The sequence below is a fragment of the Paraliobacillus sp. X-1268 genome, from assembly GCF_003426095.1.
GTDB classification, from domain to species: domain Bacteria; phylum Bacillota; class Bacilli; order Bacillales; family Amphibacillaceae; genus Paraliobacillus_A; species Paraliobacillus_A zengyii.
Genome location: NZ_QJSK01000013.1, coordinates 14683 through 33256, shown reverse-complemented (window position 1 = coordinate 33256; position 18574 = coordinate 14683). Strand labels below are relative to the sequence as shown.

Below are 18574 nucleotides of genomic sequence, written 5' to 3'. Positions count from 1 at the left end.
ACTTCTCTTATGATCTAACTATGTTTTAGTAGATACGATAGGAGCAGTTTATATATTAGAAAGAAGGAACACAACATGGTTAACAATCAAGCTCAAGGCGAACAAAAACTTAATAAAGTACCGCTTATGATCGTACTAATATCAGGCGCATTTGCTGCTATTCTGAATCAGACGCTTTTAGCGACAGCATTGCCTCATATTATGGAAGATTTGAACTTAGATGCCAACACAGCGCAATGGTTGCAGTCTATTTTTATGTTAGTTAATGGAATAATGATACCAATTACAGCGTTTTTAATAGGGAGATTTACGACACGTGGTTTGTTTCTTACAGCAATGGGATTGTTTGGTGTTGGCACATTGGTTTGTGCAGTAGCTCCGACCTTTTCGTTGTTAATGGTAGGAAGAATTTTGCAGGCCTCTGGTGCAGGTATTATCATGCCACTAATGCAAACCATTCTGTTTCTTATTTTCCCAATTGAAAAACGGGGAAGCGCAATGGGGATGTTTGGATTAGTAATTGCTTTCGCACCAGCAATTGGACCAACTTTATCCGGTTATCTGGTCGATCAATTTCCTTGGCGTAGCTTGTTTTATGTTATTCTGCCGATAATTGCTATTGATATTATCGTCGCTTACTTCATTCTTAGAAATGTAACAGAGCGAAGAGATCAAAAAATTGATATACTATCGATTATGTTATCTAGTTTTGGATTTGGTGGTTTGTTATACGGCTTCAGTACGGCAGGAAATAGTGGTTGGGGTAGTTTAGAAGTAATTATTGCAATGATTGTCGGTGCTATAAGTCTATTATTGTTTATATTAAGACAATTGAAGTTAGACCAACCCATTCTTGAATTCAGAGTGTTTAAGAACAAAGTTTTCACTATAACGACCATTCTTGGTATGATCGTCTTCATTGCTATGATTGGTGGATCTGTAATCTTACCTTTATTTATGCAAACCATGCTAGGTTTTACGGCATTAGAATCAGGTTTAATGTTAATGCCAGGAGCTTTATTAATGGGTGTTATGAGTCCTATTGCTGGAAGGTTATTTGATAGATTTGGCGCAAGATGGCTTGCAATTATTGGCTTACTAATCTTAACCATTACAACGTTCATGTTTACCAATTTAACGGTAGAAACGACCTTTACTTTTCTCGCAGTTGTTAATGCAGGAAGAATGTTTGGTGTTGCACTGGTAATGATGCCAGCTACAACAGCAGGTTTAAATCAGCTACCTATTGATTTAATACCACATTGTACCGCGATGAATAATACGATGCGTCAAGTAGCAAGAGCTGTTGGTGTCGCATTACTTGTAACTGTTATGACTAGCAGTGCATTGCCTGAAGAAGGAATGAGTGGTCTTATTCGAGGTGTAAATGTATCGTTTATTGTTGCGGGTTTTACAGCAATTATTGGTTTTGTATTAGCTTTCTTTATTAAAGGTAAAGTTAAGGAGTAACTGGAAATTTGTGTTTTTAAGTTATGATATTCTATTAGTAGTAATAAAAACGAATGCCGAGTAACTATTATGAATAATTTTCATGGTAATTACTTGGTTTTTTGTATAGAAAATATAGGCGGGAGGAAATACTAGATGGAGAAAGTGGCTGTTGTTACGGGTTCCTCAAGCGGTTTAGGTTTATTTACAACGATTGCCTTAGCGAATAAGGGGTTTACTGTCATTGCAACAATGCGTGATCCTAACAAATCGGATATATTCAGAACGATTACTACAAAGCATGCAATATTAGATAAAATCGAAGTATTCGCCTTAGATGTTACCAATGCGGAGTCTGTTGAAAAATTTCGTGTGAAGGTCGAGAGTTTAAATCGTCTTGACGTACTTGTCAATAATGCAGGTATTGCGATTGGTGGATTTGTAGAAGACATTTCAATTGATGACTATCGTAGGCAGTTTGAAACAAATGTATTTGGATTGATGGCTGTTACACAGGCAGTAATTCCAAAGTTACGAAAACAAGCAAAAGGTACCATCATTAATATGAGCAGTATAAGTGGTAAAGTTGGTTTTCCTGGTCTTTCTCCCTATGTGTCATCCAAACATGCCATCGAAGGTTATTCAGAAAGTTTACGTTTAGAAATGCAACCATACGGTGTACAAGTTGCTTTAGTTGAACCTGGATCATTTGCAACAAATATTTGGTCATCGGGAATGGAAATTGTAAACGGCACGTATGATGAACAATCACCTTATTATACGTATATGAAACAGTTACTAACAACATTAGACAATGGAAAAGAAAGACATGGGGATCCTAGAATGGTGGCTGATCTAATTTGTAAGCTTGCAATGATGAAGCGTGTGGATAAATTTAGATATCCAATCGGAAGAGGTGTAAGTTTACAGTTTAGATTGAAACAATTGTTGCCATGGAGGCGTTGGGAACGTTTAGTTATTCATACGATATTAAAATAAATAGATCATTTTTTGCTATATTGTATTATAATAAGCTAGTAATAAAAGAATGCTAAAGAGGAGATAGATGATGACCGAAAAGAAACTTAGTACGCAAGAAATAGTTAAGCAACAACTGGAAAGAAAGAAACAAGCTCAAGCTAATGGAAAAAATACAATGAACTTAAATGGTTCAAGTCAACGTATGAAAAGCCAACAAACGAAAAAACCAAGTAATACACGAAGAAAAGTTGGCGGTTGATTACGTTCCCATCTAAAAAAATGTCTATATAGATATAAAACGCATGTAAATCACATGCGTTTTATTTTGGTGTTTTTTAACTTGTTATAGTATTAATCGGTATGATATTTACTTGTTGTATGTGCTAACGTATTTGATAATTGTAAAAGCTTGTTGCCAATTTCATTCGTTCCTTCCATTTGTTCAATTTGATTTTCACTAGCGGCCACCATTTCTTCTGAGCTTGCCAGTGTTTCTTGCGATACAGAAGCTAAATTATTTGCTGAAAGCTCTAACTGTGGCAACTCTCTTGTTATATCTGTTAATTCAGTATGCATATGTTTTATTCTACTACTTACATCCGTTATTTCATTCATTAATAGATCAAATGATTGTTTAGAGGTATCTGCCATCTTTAAAGTTGAGGTTGTTTTAAGTAGTACATGTTCAAATGCTAAGACGGCTTCGTTCGTTATCCCTTCCATGTTTGTAACAGTCTTAGTAATCTCTTCAGTTGCAAGTGAAGATTGGTCAGCTAGATTACGAACCTCCTGTGCTACTACCGCAAAACCTTTTCCTGCTTCACCAGCACGGGCTGCTTCAATTGAAGCGTTTAGTGCTAATAATTTCGTCTGATCGACAATCGTTTTTACTAAATCAACAAGACCTAGAATAGCATGGGAATTTTTCTTTACCTCTTTGATCGTGAGTGTTAATTGATTAAACTCTGTTTCAAATTCACTAAATGTAAGAATTAATTTGCCAATATTCATTTCACCTGTTTGGGCAGATTGATTCATTTGTTCTGAGCGGTGAGACACACGCTCCATATTCATTAACATGTGTTTCATTTTGGTATTCATTGTTTTAAAGGTTGATAGACTATCATCTGAACTACTTGCTGTTTGTTCTGCCCCAACTTTTACAATTTCAATAGCAGATATGAATTGATGGCTAGTTGAAAGGGTATGTTCTGAAGCGATTTTTAGCTCTTCGCCTGTAGATGACAATGCATTTGTCGTATTTTTCACTTCAGTTATCATATTTATCATGTTTTCAATCATTGCATTATAGCTTTTATGTAATGAAATAAGTTCAGGTATCGTAGTTTGAATAGCTGGTGCAAACTTTAGATTTCCCTCGCGAACATATTTCATTGTGCTACGAAGGTAGTTAAGTGGCTTGGTAATTGATCGTACAAAGAGCATGCTGAGTAAAGTGGTAATTATTATGCTAATGGCGGTAACAATAATAATAAAATAACCAAGATTGTATATTTGCCCCATATAGGAATCCGTAGGTACAATCATCGTGTAAATACCATCTATCTCTTTCATCTCATGGAAAGAGAGTGTATAATCTACGCCATCAATTTTTTGATGCATAATCCCATTGCTATTTTTGGATAAATCCTCAATAAATTGTTCTGATAATGTGGGTAGAGATTCACTACTAGTTTGAAAAGGAATAACTTCATTATTTTTGATGTAAAAGAAGTCAGAATTTATCCCATCTTGCTTCAGTTTTTCTTGTTGAGATCGTACATTTGTTTCCAGTTGTTGTAGGAAATATGATGGGTCACTTACATAAACAAAGTTTAAGTTTTCTGCAATGTATTGCATTAAGTCGACTTCTCGTACTAATCTATCTTCTATTGTTTGAATCGTTAATTCCTTTGCTTTTGTATAAGAGCTAAATCCAACTAGAATGATAGCAATTCCTAATAAGGAAATAAATAATAGACTAAGCCTTGTACTTAAATTTAACTTTTTCATGATTTTCTTCATTAATTAACCTCCAATAGTAGTTCAATTGTCCTATCTATAGGAGTATACAGAACTTATATGAAGCTAGTATGAAGTTAAGGTAAATTTTTTTCTTAAAAGAATAATGAAACTAAAATGATTATTCTAATTTGCGACAGGATGTTACAATATGTATAATTCAGTAATAGAAGAAGGTTAAAAGTAGCCTACTAAACTTGCGAAAAGAGGGTTAAGCTTATGTCAAAAATAGTTGTAATTCATGAAAATGATGATTGGACTGAACATTTAACGAAACGTTTAGAGGCATTGGGTTTTCCTTATGAATTATGGCATTTAGATAAAGGAATTATAGATCTCAGCTCTATACCTCCAGAAGGTGTTTATTATAATCGAATGAGTGCATCTTCCCATTCAAGAGGGCACCGATTTGCCCCCGAATTAACAGGTGCTGTGCTAACATGGTTGGAAAGTCATGATCGTACTGTATTTAATGGGAGTAAAGCATTAAATCTTGAACTTAGCAAAATTAATCAATACGCTGCATTAGAGAGAAGTGGTATAAAGACACCTAAAACTATTGGAGCAGTTGGACGTGACCAGATTGTTGAGGCAGCTAAAAAGTTAGGAAAAGTACCATTTATCACAAAACATAATCGTGCGGGTAAAGGGTTAGGAGTTCAATTGTTCTATTCAATTGAAGGACTAGCGTCGTATTTAGACGGAGATGACTTTGAGGAACCAATTGATGGTATAACACTGATCCAGGAATATATAGAATCACCAAAATCTTTCATTACTAGAGCGGAGTTCGTCGGTGGCAAATTTATATATGCAGTCAGGGTTGACACATCTGAAGGATTCGAGTTATGCCCAGCTGATGCTTGCCGAATTGATGATAAGTTCTGTCCGGTAGGAGAAGAGGAAGAAAGACTAATGTTTGAAATTATTGAAGATATGGATACAGCACTAATTCAAAAATATGAGAATTTCCTTCGTGAAAATGATATTGCTGTTGCGGGTATTGAGTTTATTAGTAATGATAAAGGTGAGCTTTTCACCTATGATGTTAATACAAATACAAACTATAATTCAGATGCAGAAGCCAAGGCGAATAAATTTGGAATGTTAGAACTTGCAACACTTTTAGGAAACGCTTTGAAACAAGAACAATAATATGCGATATAAGAAACCCCTTATCCTATTAGTCTATTGGATAAGGGGTTTTTAGAATTAGCTTATAACTATCGATTTCTATTTAGTAAACTAGTAGTAACGTGATATAAAGTATCTTTATAAGTGCCATCGGGAAGTTTTTGCATTTCTTTTAACGCCTTTTTTGTATATCTTTCAGCAAGTGCTTGCGCCTTTTCTACTCCTTTTTCTTTTTCAAGTGTTGAAATGATTAGGTGTCTTTCTTGTTCGGTAAAAGGTTCTTGCTTATTCAATATATTTTTTAATGTTCGTGGGTCACTTTGCATTGCATAAATTAATGGAAGGGTATAGATCCCCTGTTGCAGATCTGACATGACCGGTTTACCAATCGTTTTTTCATTCCCTCTATAATCAAGAATGTCATCCATAATTTGAAATGCCATCCCGATATAATGGCCCATATTCCATGCTGTCATTGTCTGTTTACGTGAGGCCTTGCTTTCAATAGCACCTGAATAGCAACTGACTGCAAATAGTTGTGCTGTTTTCCCTGAAATTCGTGCTAGGTAACTTTTTACACTAGTAGGTGGCTGATATCGAGAATGTAATTGATCTAATTCGCCACTTAATATTTTCTCCATACTACGCGAGTTAAATTCTAAGTGTGCTAATGATGTAGCATGTCTTGAGAGAATAGTAAAACAAACGGAAAATAAATAGTCACCAGAATAAATCGCAAATTGATTGCCGTGTGTGGTGTGAATAGTCGGTTGTCCATGTCTTGATGACGCTCCATCGATTACATCATCGTGAATTAATGTAGCCATATGCAATGTTTCTAATGCTGCGGAAACAGCGATTGCTTTCTCTTTATCTTGTTCAGGTCCTATTTCAGAGCAAAGTAAGGAATAAGCAGGACGCAGTAATTTACCACCTGAGTAAATGAGGTCTTTAATTGTTTTCTCAATTGTTTTATCACGAACACGAATATGCGCATTGATTAGTTCTAACCCTTTTTCTAAGTCCGTTTTTAAAGCAGGGTAGTTATTCCACATAGGATGTACACGCATGATGAAAACCCCTTTCATTAAAAATCATGTTACTTTAATTCTTGTAAGTCTCTATAATAATGTAGCTTTTCAATATGTGTTAATAGGTAGTTAGCAGCAATTCCAATGGCAATACCAGATAGAATTCCAATAAAAGCTAATACAGGTAAATATAAAAGAACGGTCCATGTTTGAGCAATCCAACTGGCTACGGTAAGTTGTCCGACATTGTGGAGCACAGCTCCTGTAGTACTGACACCGATTAAACTTATCCGTTTCGAGCCGAGTTTCTTAACTGCTAGCATCCCGATAAAACTAAGAATAGCTCCAGCGGCACTATACATAAAAGTAGAAATAGTGCCTCCTAGTAGGGTGGCTAGGACTAAACGTATGGCTACAACTTTACCTGCATCTCTAACGGATAAGGTATATATGGCCATGCATGTAATAATATTAGCTAAACCAAGTTTTGCTCCTGGAGCGATTGCAAAAGGAAAAGGGATTGCACGTTCTAATAAACTAATAATCACCGCTTGCGCAGCTAATAACGATATATAAACAAGACGTTGATTTTTGGTCATCGTGCCACTTCCAATCTCTTGCTGCATAGAATCTCGTGTTTCAACTAGACTTCATATTTGTTGTCTTAAAAAACAACAAAAGGTAAAAAAGAAACATGCGTTAATAATACTATGATACCAATGTTTCATTACTTTAGCACCATCATTGTGCATCCTTCTTATTTTCCCTTCATTGTTTTTAAAAAATGAGGGGATGAATAGTGAAAGGCTTAAAGAACCTCTCACTATTCCTCTTCAACCTACTTCTTATCTTGATAAATTGCTTGTTCTTTCCCATACCACCAGTTACCTACTTTGCGCTGAATGTAAGGTATTACCCAGTAGTCTAAACCGAACGTACGTCCAGAGCCATTTAATAAGGCAATTGCTGCTGGAAGGGCCCATATTTTATCCCATCCAAGCATAGCGGATAGAGTAAACATTACGAGGAATCCAGCGCTTGCTGCACTTGCTAACCATGTGAATAGACCAGCAAGAATTGCTAACCCAATTGCCAATTCAACAAACACCATGAATTTCTGCATGAAAACAGCCATTTCAGGCGTAGGCAAGACTATTTGCATAAACCATTCAAAAATACCAGGCATCTTGCTGAAAATAGGTGTTGACCATTCTGTAGCCGTTTCTGCTGCTTCACTTGCACCACTTGTGGTCGTTTGTAACCATTCAAACGGCATTCTGACTGTTGATCCGACTAACCATGAATCCTCTCCTAGGCCATTAAATAGCTGAGGAATAGTTGAAAAACTAGCTGTTGCTGTTTCCCACGTTTCTTTACCCCATATTTTCGCACCAGCTTCCACTAGCCAAAAACCTGCTACGAAAAGACGTAATGGTAAACTCCATAGTACATTTCCATGTCTTGTTAAGAAATCGCGGAAAATATTACGTTTATCTTTTGTTTCAAAGAATTCGTGTCGGATATAATGAAACATATAATAGCCACTTCTGATTCCGAAGAAATAATAAAGGTTAACCATGTGCTTCATAAAGTTTGCTAACCAACCACTTAAGTGAACACCCATTAAATCAGCTACACCGTAACGAGCGCCAATTGACACCATCGTTCCGTGATATTTGCCTTCATACGCTTCTTTTTCTCCACCACTAATTTCAGCAATAATACTTTTAGCTGCTGTCATACCTGTTTGTTCAGCTGCTTCAACAATTTGTGGTGTTGCTTTACCTGGTTCTTCTTCATAATAAGCTAAGTCACCAATTACATAGACATTCTCAAAGTCTTCTGATTCCATATATTGATTTACTTTTAACCGACCTGCACGTGCTGTGGACATACCATAATCTTTGGTATCTGAATTCGCTTTGACCCCAGCTGTCCAAATTAATGTATGTGTAGGTACAGTTTCACCAGATTTTAAGATGATTTCATTTTCCTTAACCTCAACTATAGGGGAATCTTTGAGAATTTTAACGCCTTTTTTTACTAAATAAGCTTCTGCTTTATCTGCATCTCTACGCTCAAGCATATTTAAGATCGTTGGGGCAGCTTCTACTACATATAATGTAATAGCATCTGGATCAATTTTATTGTTTTTTGCTAGACGTTCCTTCCATTCTACCAATTCCCCAACCATCTCAATTCCAGTAAATCCAGAACCACAAACAGTAAATGTCAGCATCGCACAACGTGTTCCATCATCTTTTATGACAGCTGCCTGTGCAACGGTTTTTTCAATATGCTCGCGGAGTTTCACAGCATCTTCCCAAGACCATAACGTGAAACCATTTTCTTTTACACCAGGAGTTCCGAAATCATTTGGCTCTCCACCCATACCAAGAATTAAATAATCAAAATTATATTCTCCATGTTCCGTTGTAACTTTTTTTGCATCGTGATCTACATTGATTACATTGTCTGTTACTAATTTCACTTTCGTACGGTTAAATAAGCGACGTAAGTCAAATTGAATTGCATCAGGCTCTACGCGGTGAGCAGCGACTTCATGTAATTCAGTCATCATTGTGTGATAAGAATGACGGTCAATTAAAGTGATCGTAACAGAATCATCTTTTTTGTACTTTTTTGCAAGTTTTTGTGCGGCATGAACGCCAGCATAACCAGCACCAATAACAATGATATTCTTGTTTGTCATAATAAATTTGCACTCCTCTAATAAAATTTAGAAATCTGAAAACTTCCATTGTGAATCATTGAACAACTAATTTATATTTTACAGCTAGTTCTAGAAAGTGTCTAGAGTTTTTAAAGATTATATATAAATAATTCTATAAAGTTCACAAGTTAGTAATAAAATAAAATAAACTAAAAAGTTCATTAAGTTTTCATATTTAAAGAAACAGCTATACAACAGGCTTTTCTCCATATAAACGTGGAAAAGGAACGGATCGTTAGATAGACACTAAAAATAAGCGATGCTATACTTATAAAATAATAATGTGATTTTATTCACAATTAGATTATTAGATTATAAGACAGATGTAAGTCTATTATTTTATAGAGAGGTTTTGATAGTGATGAAAATAAAAAACACAGCAATTATAATGTTTATTGTTTTATTTTTTTTAACAAGCTGTAGTTCAGATGATAACGGTGTGATGGAAACACCTTATAAGCAAACAGAGTTTTTAATGGGCACAGTGGTCACGGTTAAAATTTATAATGAAGAAAAAGAAACGGTGTTAAAAAAGGTGTTTGAACGAATGGAAGTCCTTGCTAGTCAAATTGGTTTAGAAGAGGATGCGGGGGTATCACAAATTGACGAGGTTAATGCTCAAGCGGGTATAGAACCTGTTATAGTATCGGAAGAAATATTTCAGTTAATAAAAGCAGGCAAAGATTATAGTCAAAAAGCTGAGTATTCATTTGATATTACGATAGGTCCCTTAACGTCACTATGGCATATTGGCTATGATGATGCGCGTAAACCTGATCAAGAAGAGATTGATGCCGTTCTTCCATTAATAGATTATCGAAAGGTTATATTAGATGAAGAGAAGCATACGGTTTATTTAAAAGAGAAAGATATGCGCATAGACTTGGGTGCAATTGCTAAAGGCTTTATAGCTGATCAAGTTAACAAAGTGCTTGAAGAAAATGATGTGACAACAGCTATTATCGATTTAGGTGGAAATATTTATGTGGAAGGAACCAATCCTTCTGGTAAAGAGTGGACTGTTGGAATTCAAGATCCGTTCTCAACACGTGGGGAAACGGTCGGTAAGATAGAAGCAAGTAATCAATCCATTGTAACCTCTGGAGTCTATGAAAGGTATTTAGAAGTAGATGGTGAAAGATACCATCATTTACTCGATCCAAAAGCAGGCTATCCATTTGATAATGAAATCGCAGGCGTAACAATTGTTAGTAAGAAGTCAATAGACGGGGATGCGTTGTCAACATTAATTTTTTCGAAAGGGTTAGAGGATGGAATGGCGTTTATCGAAAAACAGGATGGTGTGGAAGCAATCTTTGTGGATAAAGATAACAAGATCTTTCTTACTTCTGGCTTGGAGGATGAATTCGAATTAACGAATGAATCCTTTATAATCGGAGATAGTTCTTTGAAAAATGAAGGGAGCGAATAAAATGTCTATTTCAACATTTCTAAAATTAGTAGAAATTCAGACTAAGATAGCGAGCGTCTTTCCATTTTTAATTGGTTGCTTATTTGTTTATTATCGTTATGATACGTTCCAACCATTAAATACAGCGATCTTTTTTGTTGCGATGCTTTCCTTTGATCTAACAACAACTGCGATTAATAATTATATGGATTTTAGAAAAGCCTCATCTGAAAGCTATCGAGAGAACCACAATGTGATTGGTCAATATAAAATCAGGGAGATTGTAGTCATTATTACAATTTTAAGTTTATTAACCCTGGCTACAGGTTTAGGAATCTGGCTTGTGTTCCGGACAGATTTATTCGTGTTATTAGTTGGAATGGTTTGTTTTACAATAGGCATTTTTTATACATTTGGCCCGATTCCCTTGTCTCGCATGCCACTTGGTGAGTTATTCTCTGGTGTATCAATGGGATTCGGTATTGTATTCTTATCTGTATATGTCAATGCATTCGATCAAGGTATTTTACATTTATTATGGGAAGGTAGGACAGTTCTCTTTGAAGCTGATATTCTATTACTATTAGAGATTATGTTAGTTTCCTTCCCATGTATGTTTACCATAGCTAATTTGATGCTAGCTAATAATATTTGTGACTTAAAAGAGGATATTGCCAATCATCGCTTTACACTGCCTTATTACATTGGGAAAAAATATGCTGTCTGGCTGTTTAATGGTTTATATTTTCTTTCATTTTTAGCAATCTTAGTCGCAGTAATTCTCGGTCTATTACCACCTATTGTTATTATTGCACTATTAGTTAGTTATCCAGTCTATCAGCTAGTTCGTAAATTTAATCGGAAACAGATTAAATCAGAAACATTTTCTGTAGCGATAAAAAACCTGGTGTTAGTAAATGGTTCGGTTGTAACCATGTTAATGATATCGATATTTATTCTTTAACTCAACTTTCTCACTTAAAAAAAGCGCTAAAAATTGGCTGTTATGAGTTTGGCGTGTGTTCATTATAAAGGTTGACACTTTTAAAAATGTTTATTACTGCATACCCATAGACTCTGTCGTAACTACCATGTTGATTTCTGCTACGGAAAGGGAGTCAATTTCATTTGAGGAGCGGGTAAGAACTTTATACCTCTTATGACAGAATTCCTCTCAGTGCGTCAAGTCAAACGCACGGATGATTACAAAGTAGCGTGAAGTTAACTTCTGTTTTGGATCATTCTTGTTATATCAAGATTTAAGCGACTGTTTTATAGTGCGAAGGTTGAATTCTTTAATATATGTTAGAAGGGAAAGGAGAAAGTTTGATGGAGCTATCTACAATTTTAGAAGTACGAGATCTAGCATTTCGTTATGATTTACGAGTGAAAAAACAGACTTTATCTGATGTCTCCCTTTCTGTGAAAAAGGGCGAATGGGTTGCAATTGTTGGAGATAATGGATCAGGAAAATCCACTTTAGCCCGATTACTAGTTGGATTAATGGAAGTGGAAAAAGGAACAATCAATATTAATGGCCTTGAATTAAATGAACTATCAAAATGGGATATTCGTAAACAAGTAGGGATCGTGTTCCAAAATCCTGAAAATCAGTTTATAGGTACAAGCGTTCAAGATGATATCGCGTTTGGTTTGGAAAATATTAATATGCCCTATGATGAAATGAAGAAAAGAGTAGATATCGCACTAGAATTAGTGGGAATGCGAAATCATGCATTAACGGATCCTTCGCAATTATCTGGCGGTCAGAAGCAAAGAGTTGCGATCGCAGGTATTCTTGCCTTAACACCTAAATTAATCATTTTAGATGAAGCGTTTGTTATGCTAGATCCAAAAAGCCGAAGTGGATTATTTGCTACTTTACAGAAGTTAAAAGAGAGAAAGTCAATAGCCATTATATCTATTACCCATGACCGAAATGAGGCAGCACTTGCTGACAGAATCCTGTTGATGGATAATGGCACAATTGTACAAGAAGGTACGCCAAGAGAGGTTTTTATGAAAAACAAACAACTAGAAGCTCCTTTTTCAGAACAACTTCGACGTAACTTGCAAGCCCGTGGTCGAAACATACCGGAGACTTATATGACAGAAGATGAACTGGTGACATGGTTATGCAAATAAAATTTGAAAATGTAACAGCAGATTATCAAATAGGACCGCTAAAAAATGCAAACGTAGTAAAGGACATAGTGCTGACACTGCCAACAAGGTCATTTACAGCAATAGTTGGCCACACTGGTGCCGGTAAATCAAGTTTATTGAAGACAGTTAACGGATTACTATTACCAAGTACGGGAAGTATCATCGTTGGCAATACAGTAATAACAGCAAATAAGGAAAAACAAGCACTAAAGAAAATAAGGAAACATGTAGGAATGGTGTTTCAGTTTCCAGAAGCACAATTATTTGCTGAAACAGTTGAAAAGGATATTCAGTTTGGGCCGATGAATTTTGGTGTATCAGTGGGTGAAGTAAAGGAAAGAACGAAACAAGCGATCTATGCAGTGGGATTAGATGAAGCCATATTAAAAATGTCACCTTTTTCCTTGTCAGGAGGACAACAAAGACGAGTGGCTATTGCTGGTGTTCTAGCGACGAATCCAGATGTCTTACTCTTAGATGAACCCGGAGCAGGTTTAGATCCGGAGGGGAAACGAGGCATTTTATCAATGATAAAAAAGATTCATGTAGAAAGAGGACTAACAACAATTATTGTTACGCATGATATGGATGATGTTGCTAAATATGCTGAAGATGTAGTAGTAATGGAGAAAGGAACGATTGCCGCCCACCAATCAGTAAAAACCTTTTTTTCAGATCCTGAAAGATTGGAAAAATGGCATGTGGAATTGCCAGAGGCCAGAAAGCTGCAATTAAAAATAGAGCGACAAACAGGTGTTAAACTGCCAGATGTATGTTTGACAATCGATGAACTGACAGAAGGATTAATTGAGGTGGGCTTGGCATGAATAAGCTAATATTAGGTCGTTTCTTTCCGGGCGATTCACGGATACATCTTTTAGATCCACGAGCAAAATTAATTACTGCTATTTATTTTATAGGTATTATATTTATTGCGAATAACTGGCAAACTTATGTATTGTTAGGTCTTTTCACCTTTATCGTCATGTTTCTTTCGGGAGTGAAAATAAAAACCTATTTACGTGGTGTGCGTCCACTTATCTGGTTAATATTATTTACGGTGTTCCTTCAAGTATTATTCACTGCCGGTGGAACGGTTTATATAGATTGGGGTCCCATAACGATTTCAACATTCGGTTTACTAAATGGACTATATATATTTTGCCGATTTGTAATGATTATCTTTATCTCAACCGTTGTAACATTAACAACAAAACCTATCGACTTAACAGATGGTATTAATTCCTTACTGCGTCCGTTACGTTTTTTTAAGCTTCCTGTTGATGAAATTGCATTGATGCTTTCTATTTCTTTACGTTTTATTCCGAATTTATTAGATGAAACACAAAAAGTGATGGATGCACAACGGGCACGAGGTACTACTTTTGGAGAAGGATCACTAGTAGATCAAATGAAAAAACTCATTCCTATCATCATGCCGTTATTTGTTAGTTCTTTAAGAAGAGCGGAAAATATGGCTGATGTAATGGAGGTGAGAGGGTATCAATCAGACAAGCCTAGATCAAGTTTTCGAAGGCTAGCTTGGCAAAAATCAGATACCATTAGTTTGTTAGTAATGGCGATTTTAACGGTAGTACTTGTTGTCTTACGTTCTAACGTAGTTACTTATTTATAAATGAACAGAAAAAAACCTTCTTGATATATCAAGAAGGTTTTTCGATAGCGGCGGAGGGGATCGAACCCCCGACCTCACGGGTATGAACCGTACGCTCTCGCCAGCTGAGCTACGCCGCTACGTTATTTCAAAGGCACAAGTGATATCATACAATAGCGCTTAACTTGTGTCAATAGAATTTCATTAAAATGTTTATAATGAATCAAGTAAGACAAAAATTTGCTATAATAGATAAAGGTGTTTTTTGAATATTAAATATAGTTGGGAAGTCCGACGTAACATACTGCTCTGACATATACGTCGCTTTCCGTGGGTATAGGAGTCTCTGTATATTTCCATCGCTAGAAAGAGGTATCCTCTCGTGAGTTGAAAATCATATTTTATAGAGAAATTAAACTCCATATTTCTATTTTTTACATAGTTAATTTATTATAAAAAAAACTAGTGGATTAATCTAAATCTACGATACTTTAACTGTACTAGCGAGAAGGGAACCCATTTGCTTCCGTAGCGGGTAAGTTACGTCGGAGTGTATAGATTTTCTGTAAAAAGCTAGCTTTGTAAAAACAGCCTAAAGAAAATATTTTTAGAGGAGAGAAAATAGATGATTTGTTTGATTCGACATGGGGAAACTGATTGGAATTTACAAGGAAGAATACAAGGGGGCACAGATATTGAATTAAATGAAAATGGCGTTAAACAAGCAGAGGCATGTAAAACATATTTTGAAGGTGCAGATTGGGATTTAATTATTGCTAGTCCTATGAAAAGAGCAAAGCGTACAGCAGAGATTATTAATAAAGCATTAAATGTAGATTTAGTGGAAATGTCCGACTTTAAAGAGCGAACGTTTGGTGAAGCAGAAGGTCTAACTTTAGCAGAGCGTAACAAACTTTTTCCGGATGGTAACTATCCAGGTCAGGAGTCAAAAGAAGATTTGGAAAGCAGAGTAATGGCTGGAATAGACTTGATTAACAAGACTTTTCCTAATAAAAAAGTGTTACTTGTTGCACATGGTGCTGTAATTCATGCGATTTTATCTGTAACGTCGGGAGAAGAAATAGATTTTACTAATACGAAACTCTTAAATGCATGTTTGAGTAATATAGAATACACGAAAGATAAATGGCACGTACATAATTATAATCAAATTGATCATTTAACAGTGGATAAGTAAGAAGAAAACGAATCATCTATTGATGGCATACAACAACTAGCAAAAACATCTATCGTATCGATAGATGTTTTTGCTAGTGAACTTTTTTCTTTCGTCGTTTAATGCATTTTCGACATATGAGAAGATTGACTTATATGCCTATCAAGACAGGCTATAAGCACTTAGAAGTGATGTTTTAAGGTGATAGTTAAATAGGGACTAACTTTTCACTTTATGTTGAAACTAGCTTATCTGTACGGAATGAAGTCGAACATTTTCATACGAGACCCTTGTTGTTTTGACAAAAAAATGAAAAGAATTGTGTTTTAATAAACAGCATACTAAACGAGGAGTGAAAGTATGTTGGATACAATAACAGGAACAAAAGGATTACCCATCCATACGAATAAAGCGGATCAGTTAAAAAAATGGTGGAAGGAAAAACAACGGAATCTCCTATTTGAACAAGGGGGATTATTATATTTTGTTGCCTTTTTATTAGGACGAGCAGTTATCTTGGAATCATTGTCGCCATTTGCTCTAGCTTATTTAGCCTCTGTTTGGTTTGTTCGTAAGGAGAAAGTAAGGCCGTTAATAATAGTAATGATTATCGGTGCTACAACAGTAGGTATTGAGCATGGTTTATTTATAGCTACAGCCTCGTTTGTCTTTGTTTTCTTTGCAGCGATAGTAAAGCAAGTAAAGAACCAACAAAAGATTATACCATTTCTTGTTTTCTTTGCTAGTTTATTACCACGGGTTACACACTATGCCCTTTTTGATACGCTCAATTCTTTTGAATGGACATTAGCAATTGTTGAGGCAGTATTAAGTGCTGTCCTTGTATTGATATTTATGCAGAGTATTCCGCTTTTATCACCAAAAAGATATAAACCTACACTGAAAAATGAAGAAATTATTTCTTTAATTATTTTACTTGCTTCCGTGTTGACTGGGACGATTGGTTGGGAACTACAAGGCGCCAATGTAGAACAGATTGCTTCAAGATACCTTGTCTTATGGTTAGCTTATATTGGTGGTGCCGCGATAGGTTCCACGGTAGGGGTTGTTACGGGTCTTATTCTAAGTTTGGCAAGTGTTAGTAGCCTTTACCAAATGAGTTTATTAGCTTTCGGGGGACTACTAGGAGGTCTATTGAAGGAAGGAAAGAAGCTAGGGGTTGGTTTAGGTTTATTTGTCGGAACAGTATTAATCGGAATTTATGGCGGTGGAATTGCGACGCTGTTTCCTTCTTTATTAGAGACGAGTATCGCTATTTTATTATTTTTCTGTACACCTGATCAATGGATAAGACAAATGTCTAGATATATACCAGGAACAAATGAACACACGATCGAACAACAGCAATATGTCCAAAAAGTACGAGATGTGACTGCCAATCGAATCGAACAGTTCTCTGATGTTTTTGAGGCGTTATCAAAAAGCTTTGAAGGACAACCAGAGAAAGATATAGAAGATGATCATGATCAGAAAGAATTGGATTACTACTTAAGTAATGTGACGGAGAAGACTTGCCAAAGTTGTTTTAAGAAGGATTGGTGTTGGGGACAACATTTTGATGAAACATATGATTATATGACAGCCTTGAAACAAGACTTGGAAAAAGGACAATCACCAAATAAAATAACGCAATCAAAGTTTTCTAACCATTGTGTGAAATCACAAAAGGTAGTAGAAGTAATGAAAGAAGAATTGTCTTATTATGAGGCAAATCAAAAATTAAAAAAACAAGTTGGAGAAAGTCGACGTTTTGTAGCAGATCAATTACTTGGTGTTGCTGAAGTGATGGGCGATTTTGCAAAAGAAATAGTGAAAGAAAAAGAAAATCATGAACAACAAGAATTAGAGATTATCGCTGCATTAAAACATTTAGGAGTAGAGATAGATAAATTAGAAATCTATAGTTTAAAAAAAGGTGATATAGATATTGAACTTGATTTCTCTGTTTATCAATATAATGGAGAGGGCCCAAAACTAATTGCCCCTGTTATTTCTGATATTTTAGAAGAAACTATCGTTATAAAAGAAGAAGAGATTTCCCCTTTACCAAATGGTTACTGTCATCTTAGCTTTACATCCGCTAGAAAATATACTACCAATATTGGATTAGCACACGCTGCGATAGGTGGAGGATTTATTTCTGGTGATAGCTATTCAACAATGGAACTTAGTTCTGGTAAACATGCTTTGGCTATTAGTGATGGAATGGGAAATGGTGTACGTGCACATGAAGAAAGTACGGAGACATTAAAACTATTAAAACAGATACTACATTCTGGTATTGATGAACAAGTCGCAATTAAGTCGATAAACTCCATCTTATCGTTACGAACAAATGATGAGATCTACTCGACATTGGATTTAGCGATGATAGACCTTCATCATGCAGGAGTTCAATTTTTAAAAATTGGTTCTACTCCAAGTTTTATTAAGCGAGGAGAACAAGTTCATACGATAGAAGCTAGTAATTTACCAATTGGTATTATCCAAGACTTTGACGTAGATGTTGTGGATTTTCAATTAAAAGATGAAGACATATTGATTATGACCAGTGATGGGGTATTTGAGGGGCCAAAGCATATCGAAAACCCAGATATATGGTTAAAACGTAAAATAAAAGAATTGGAGACAAATGATCCACAAGAAATTGCCGACCTATTATTAGAAGAAGTTGTTCGAACGACGGCAGGGGTGATTGAAGATGATATGACTGTTTTAGTAGCTAAAATAACCAAATTCAACCCTAGGTGGTCAAGTATTCCGGTTTATCAAAAGCAAGCAAATTAACAAGCTTTTTGATAACTTAATAGTATAAAGTCCCTTTAATTTGTCG

15 protein-coding genes and 1 tRNA gene are annotated in these 18574 nt (G+C 35.6%); 11 read left to right on the top strand and 5 right to left on the bottom strand.

The window, feature by feature from the left end:
* Positions 1-75 precede the first annotated feature (75 nt).
* The 3 genes from D2K62_RS13250 to D2K62_RS18980 all read left to right on the top strand — a co-directional run bounded on the left by D2K62_RS13250 (position 76) and on the right by D2K62_RS18980 (position 2689).
* The gene (locus tag D2K62_RS13250) at positions 76-1470 is read left to right on the top strand and encodes a DHA2 family efflux MFS transporter permease subunit (RefSeq protein WP_117161599.1); all 1395 of its coding nucleotides are present in this window, start codon (positions 76-78) and stop codon (positions 1468-1470) included.
* 135 nt (positions 1471-1605) lie between these two features.
* On the top strand, positions 1606-2448 hold the full coding sequence (locus tag D2K62_RS13245) for an SDR family oxidoreductase (RefSeq protein WP_112179172.1): 843 nt from the start codon (positions 1606-1608) through the stop codon (positions 2446-2448).
* A gap of 70 nt (positions 2449-2518) precedes the next feature.
* Positions 2519-2689, top strand: a complete 171-nt coding sequence (locus D2K62_RS18980; RefSeq protein WP_198663184.1) for a hypothetical protein — start codon at positions 2519-2521, stop codon at positions 2687-2689.
* 92 nt (positions 2690-2781) lie between these two features.
* On the opposite strand, the gene D2K62_RS13240 is transcribed toward D2K62_RS18980, so the two are convergent.
* Positions 2782-4455 carry a methyl-accepting chemotaxis protein gene (locus D2K62_RS13240; protein WP_112179173.1) on the bottom strand — a complete coding sequence of 558 codons (1674 nt, stop codon included), beginning with the start codon at positions 4453-4455 and terminating at the stop codon, positions 2782-2784.
* Positions 4456-4671: 216 nt separating this feature from the next.
* On the opposite strand from D2K62_RS13240, the gene D2K62_RS13235 reads away from it, so the two are divergent.
* Positions 4672-5607 (top strand): ATP-grasp domain-containing protein, encoded by a 936-nt coding sequence (locus D2K62_RS13235; RefSeq protein ID WP_112179175.1) that lies wholly within the window; start codon positions 4672-4674, stop codon positions 5605-5607.
* 68 nt (positions 5608-5675) lie between these two features.
* Here the strand turns inward: D2K62_RS13235 and D2K62_RS13230 are convergent, their stop codons facing one another.
* From D2K62_RS13230 to D2K62_RS13220, 3 genes are all read right to left on the bottom strand, one after another.
* Positions 5676-6656, bottom strand: coding sequence for a polyprenyl synthetase family protein (locus D2K62_RS13230; protein ID WP_112179177.1), 981 nt, complete (start codon positions 6654-6656; stop codon positions 5676-5678).
* 29 nt (positions 6657-6685) lie between these two features.
* Entirely contained in the window at positions 6686-7216 is a 531-nt protein-coding gene (locus D2K62_RS13225) for a Gx transporter family protein (protein ID WP_112182603.1), read from the bottom strand.
* Positions 7217-7455: 239 nt separating this feature from the next.
* Positions 7456-9330 (bottom strand): FAD-dependent oxidoreductase, encoded by a 1875-nt coding sequence (locus tag D2K62_RS13220; protein WP_117149414.1) that lies wholly within the window; start codon positions 9328-9330, stop codon positions 7456-7458.
* Between the two features lie 409 nt (positions 9331-9739).
* On the opposite strand from D2K62_RS13220, the gene D2K62_RS13215 reads away from it, so the two are divergent.
* From D2K62_RS13215 to D2K62_RS13195, 5 genes are all read left to right on the top strand, one after another.
* Positions 9740-10783 (top strand): FAD:protein FMN transferase, encoded by a 1044-nt coding sequence (locus D2K62_RS13215; protein WP_232828020.1) that lies wholly within the window; start codon positions 9740-9742, stop codon positions 10781-10783.
* Between the two features lies 1 nt (position 10784).
* On the top strand, positions 10785-11726 hold the full coding sequence (gene menA / locus D2K62_RS13210; protein ID WP_117161598.1) for a 1,4-dihydroxy-2-naphthoate polyprenyltransferase: 942 nt from the start codon (positions 10785-10787) through the stop codon (positions 11724-11726).
* A 365-nt stretch (positions 11727-12091) separates the two neighbouring features.
* On the top strand, positions 12092-12907 hold the full coding sequence (locus D2K62_RS13205; protein ID WP_117161597.1) for an energy-coupling factor transporter ATPase: 816 nt from the start codon (positions 12092-12094) through the stop codon (positions 12905-12907).
* Positions 12898-13755, top strand: a complete 858-nt coding sequence (locus D2K62_RS13200; protein ID WP_117149437.1) for an energy-coupling factor transporter ATPase — start codon at positions 12898-12900, stop codon at positions 13753-13755. Before D2K62_RS13205 ends, D2K62_RS13200 begins: the two co-directional genes overlap by 10 nt.
* Positions 13752-14564, top strand: a complete 813-nt coding sequence (locus D2K62_RS13195) for an energy-coupling factor transporter transmembrane component T family protein (RefSeq protein WP_117149413.1) — start codon at positions 13752-13754, stop codon at positions 14562-14564. The genes D2K62_RS13200 and D2K62_RS13195 overlap by 4 nt, the downstream gene beginning before the upstream one ends.
* 45 nt (positions 14565-14609) lie before the next feature.
* On the opposite strand, the gene D2K62_RS13190 is transcribed toward D2K62_RS13195, so the two are convergent.
* Positions 14610-14683: transfer RNA gene (locus tag D2K62_RS13190), tRNA-Met, on the bottom strand.
* A gap of 485 nt (positions 14684-15168) precedes the next feature.
* On the opposite strand from D2K62_RS13190, the gene D2K62_RS13185 reads away from it, so the two are divergent.
* Both D2K62_RS13185 and spoIIE read left to right on the top strand, forming a co-directional pair.
* Positions 15169-15741: a histidine phosphatase family protein gene (locus tag D2K62_RS13185; RefSeq protein WP_117149412.1), complete on the top strand. Its 573-nt coding sequence runs from the start codon at positions 15169-15171 to the stop codon at positions 15739-15741.
* Between the two features lie 339 nt (positions 15742-16080).
* Positions 16081-18528, top strand: coding sequence for a stage II sporulation protein E (spoIIE, locus tag D2K62_RS13180; RefSeq protein ID WP_112179189.1), 2448 nt, complete (start codon positions 16081-16083; stop codon positions 18526-18528).
* The last annotated feature ends 46 nt before the right edge of the window (positions 18529-18574 follow it).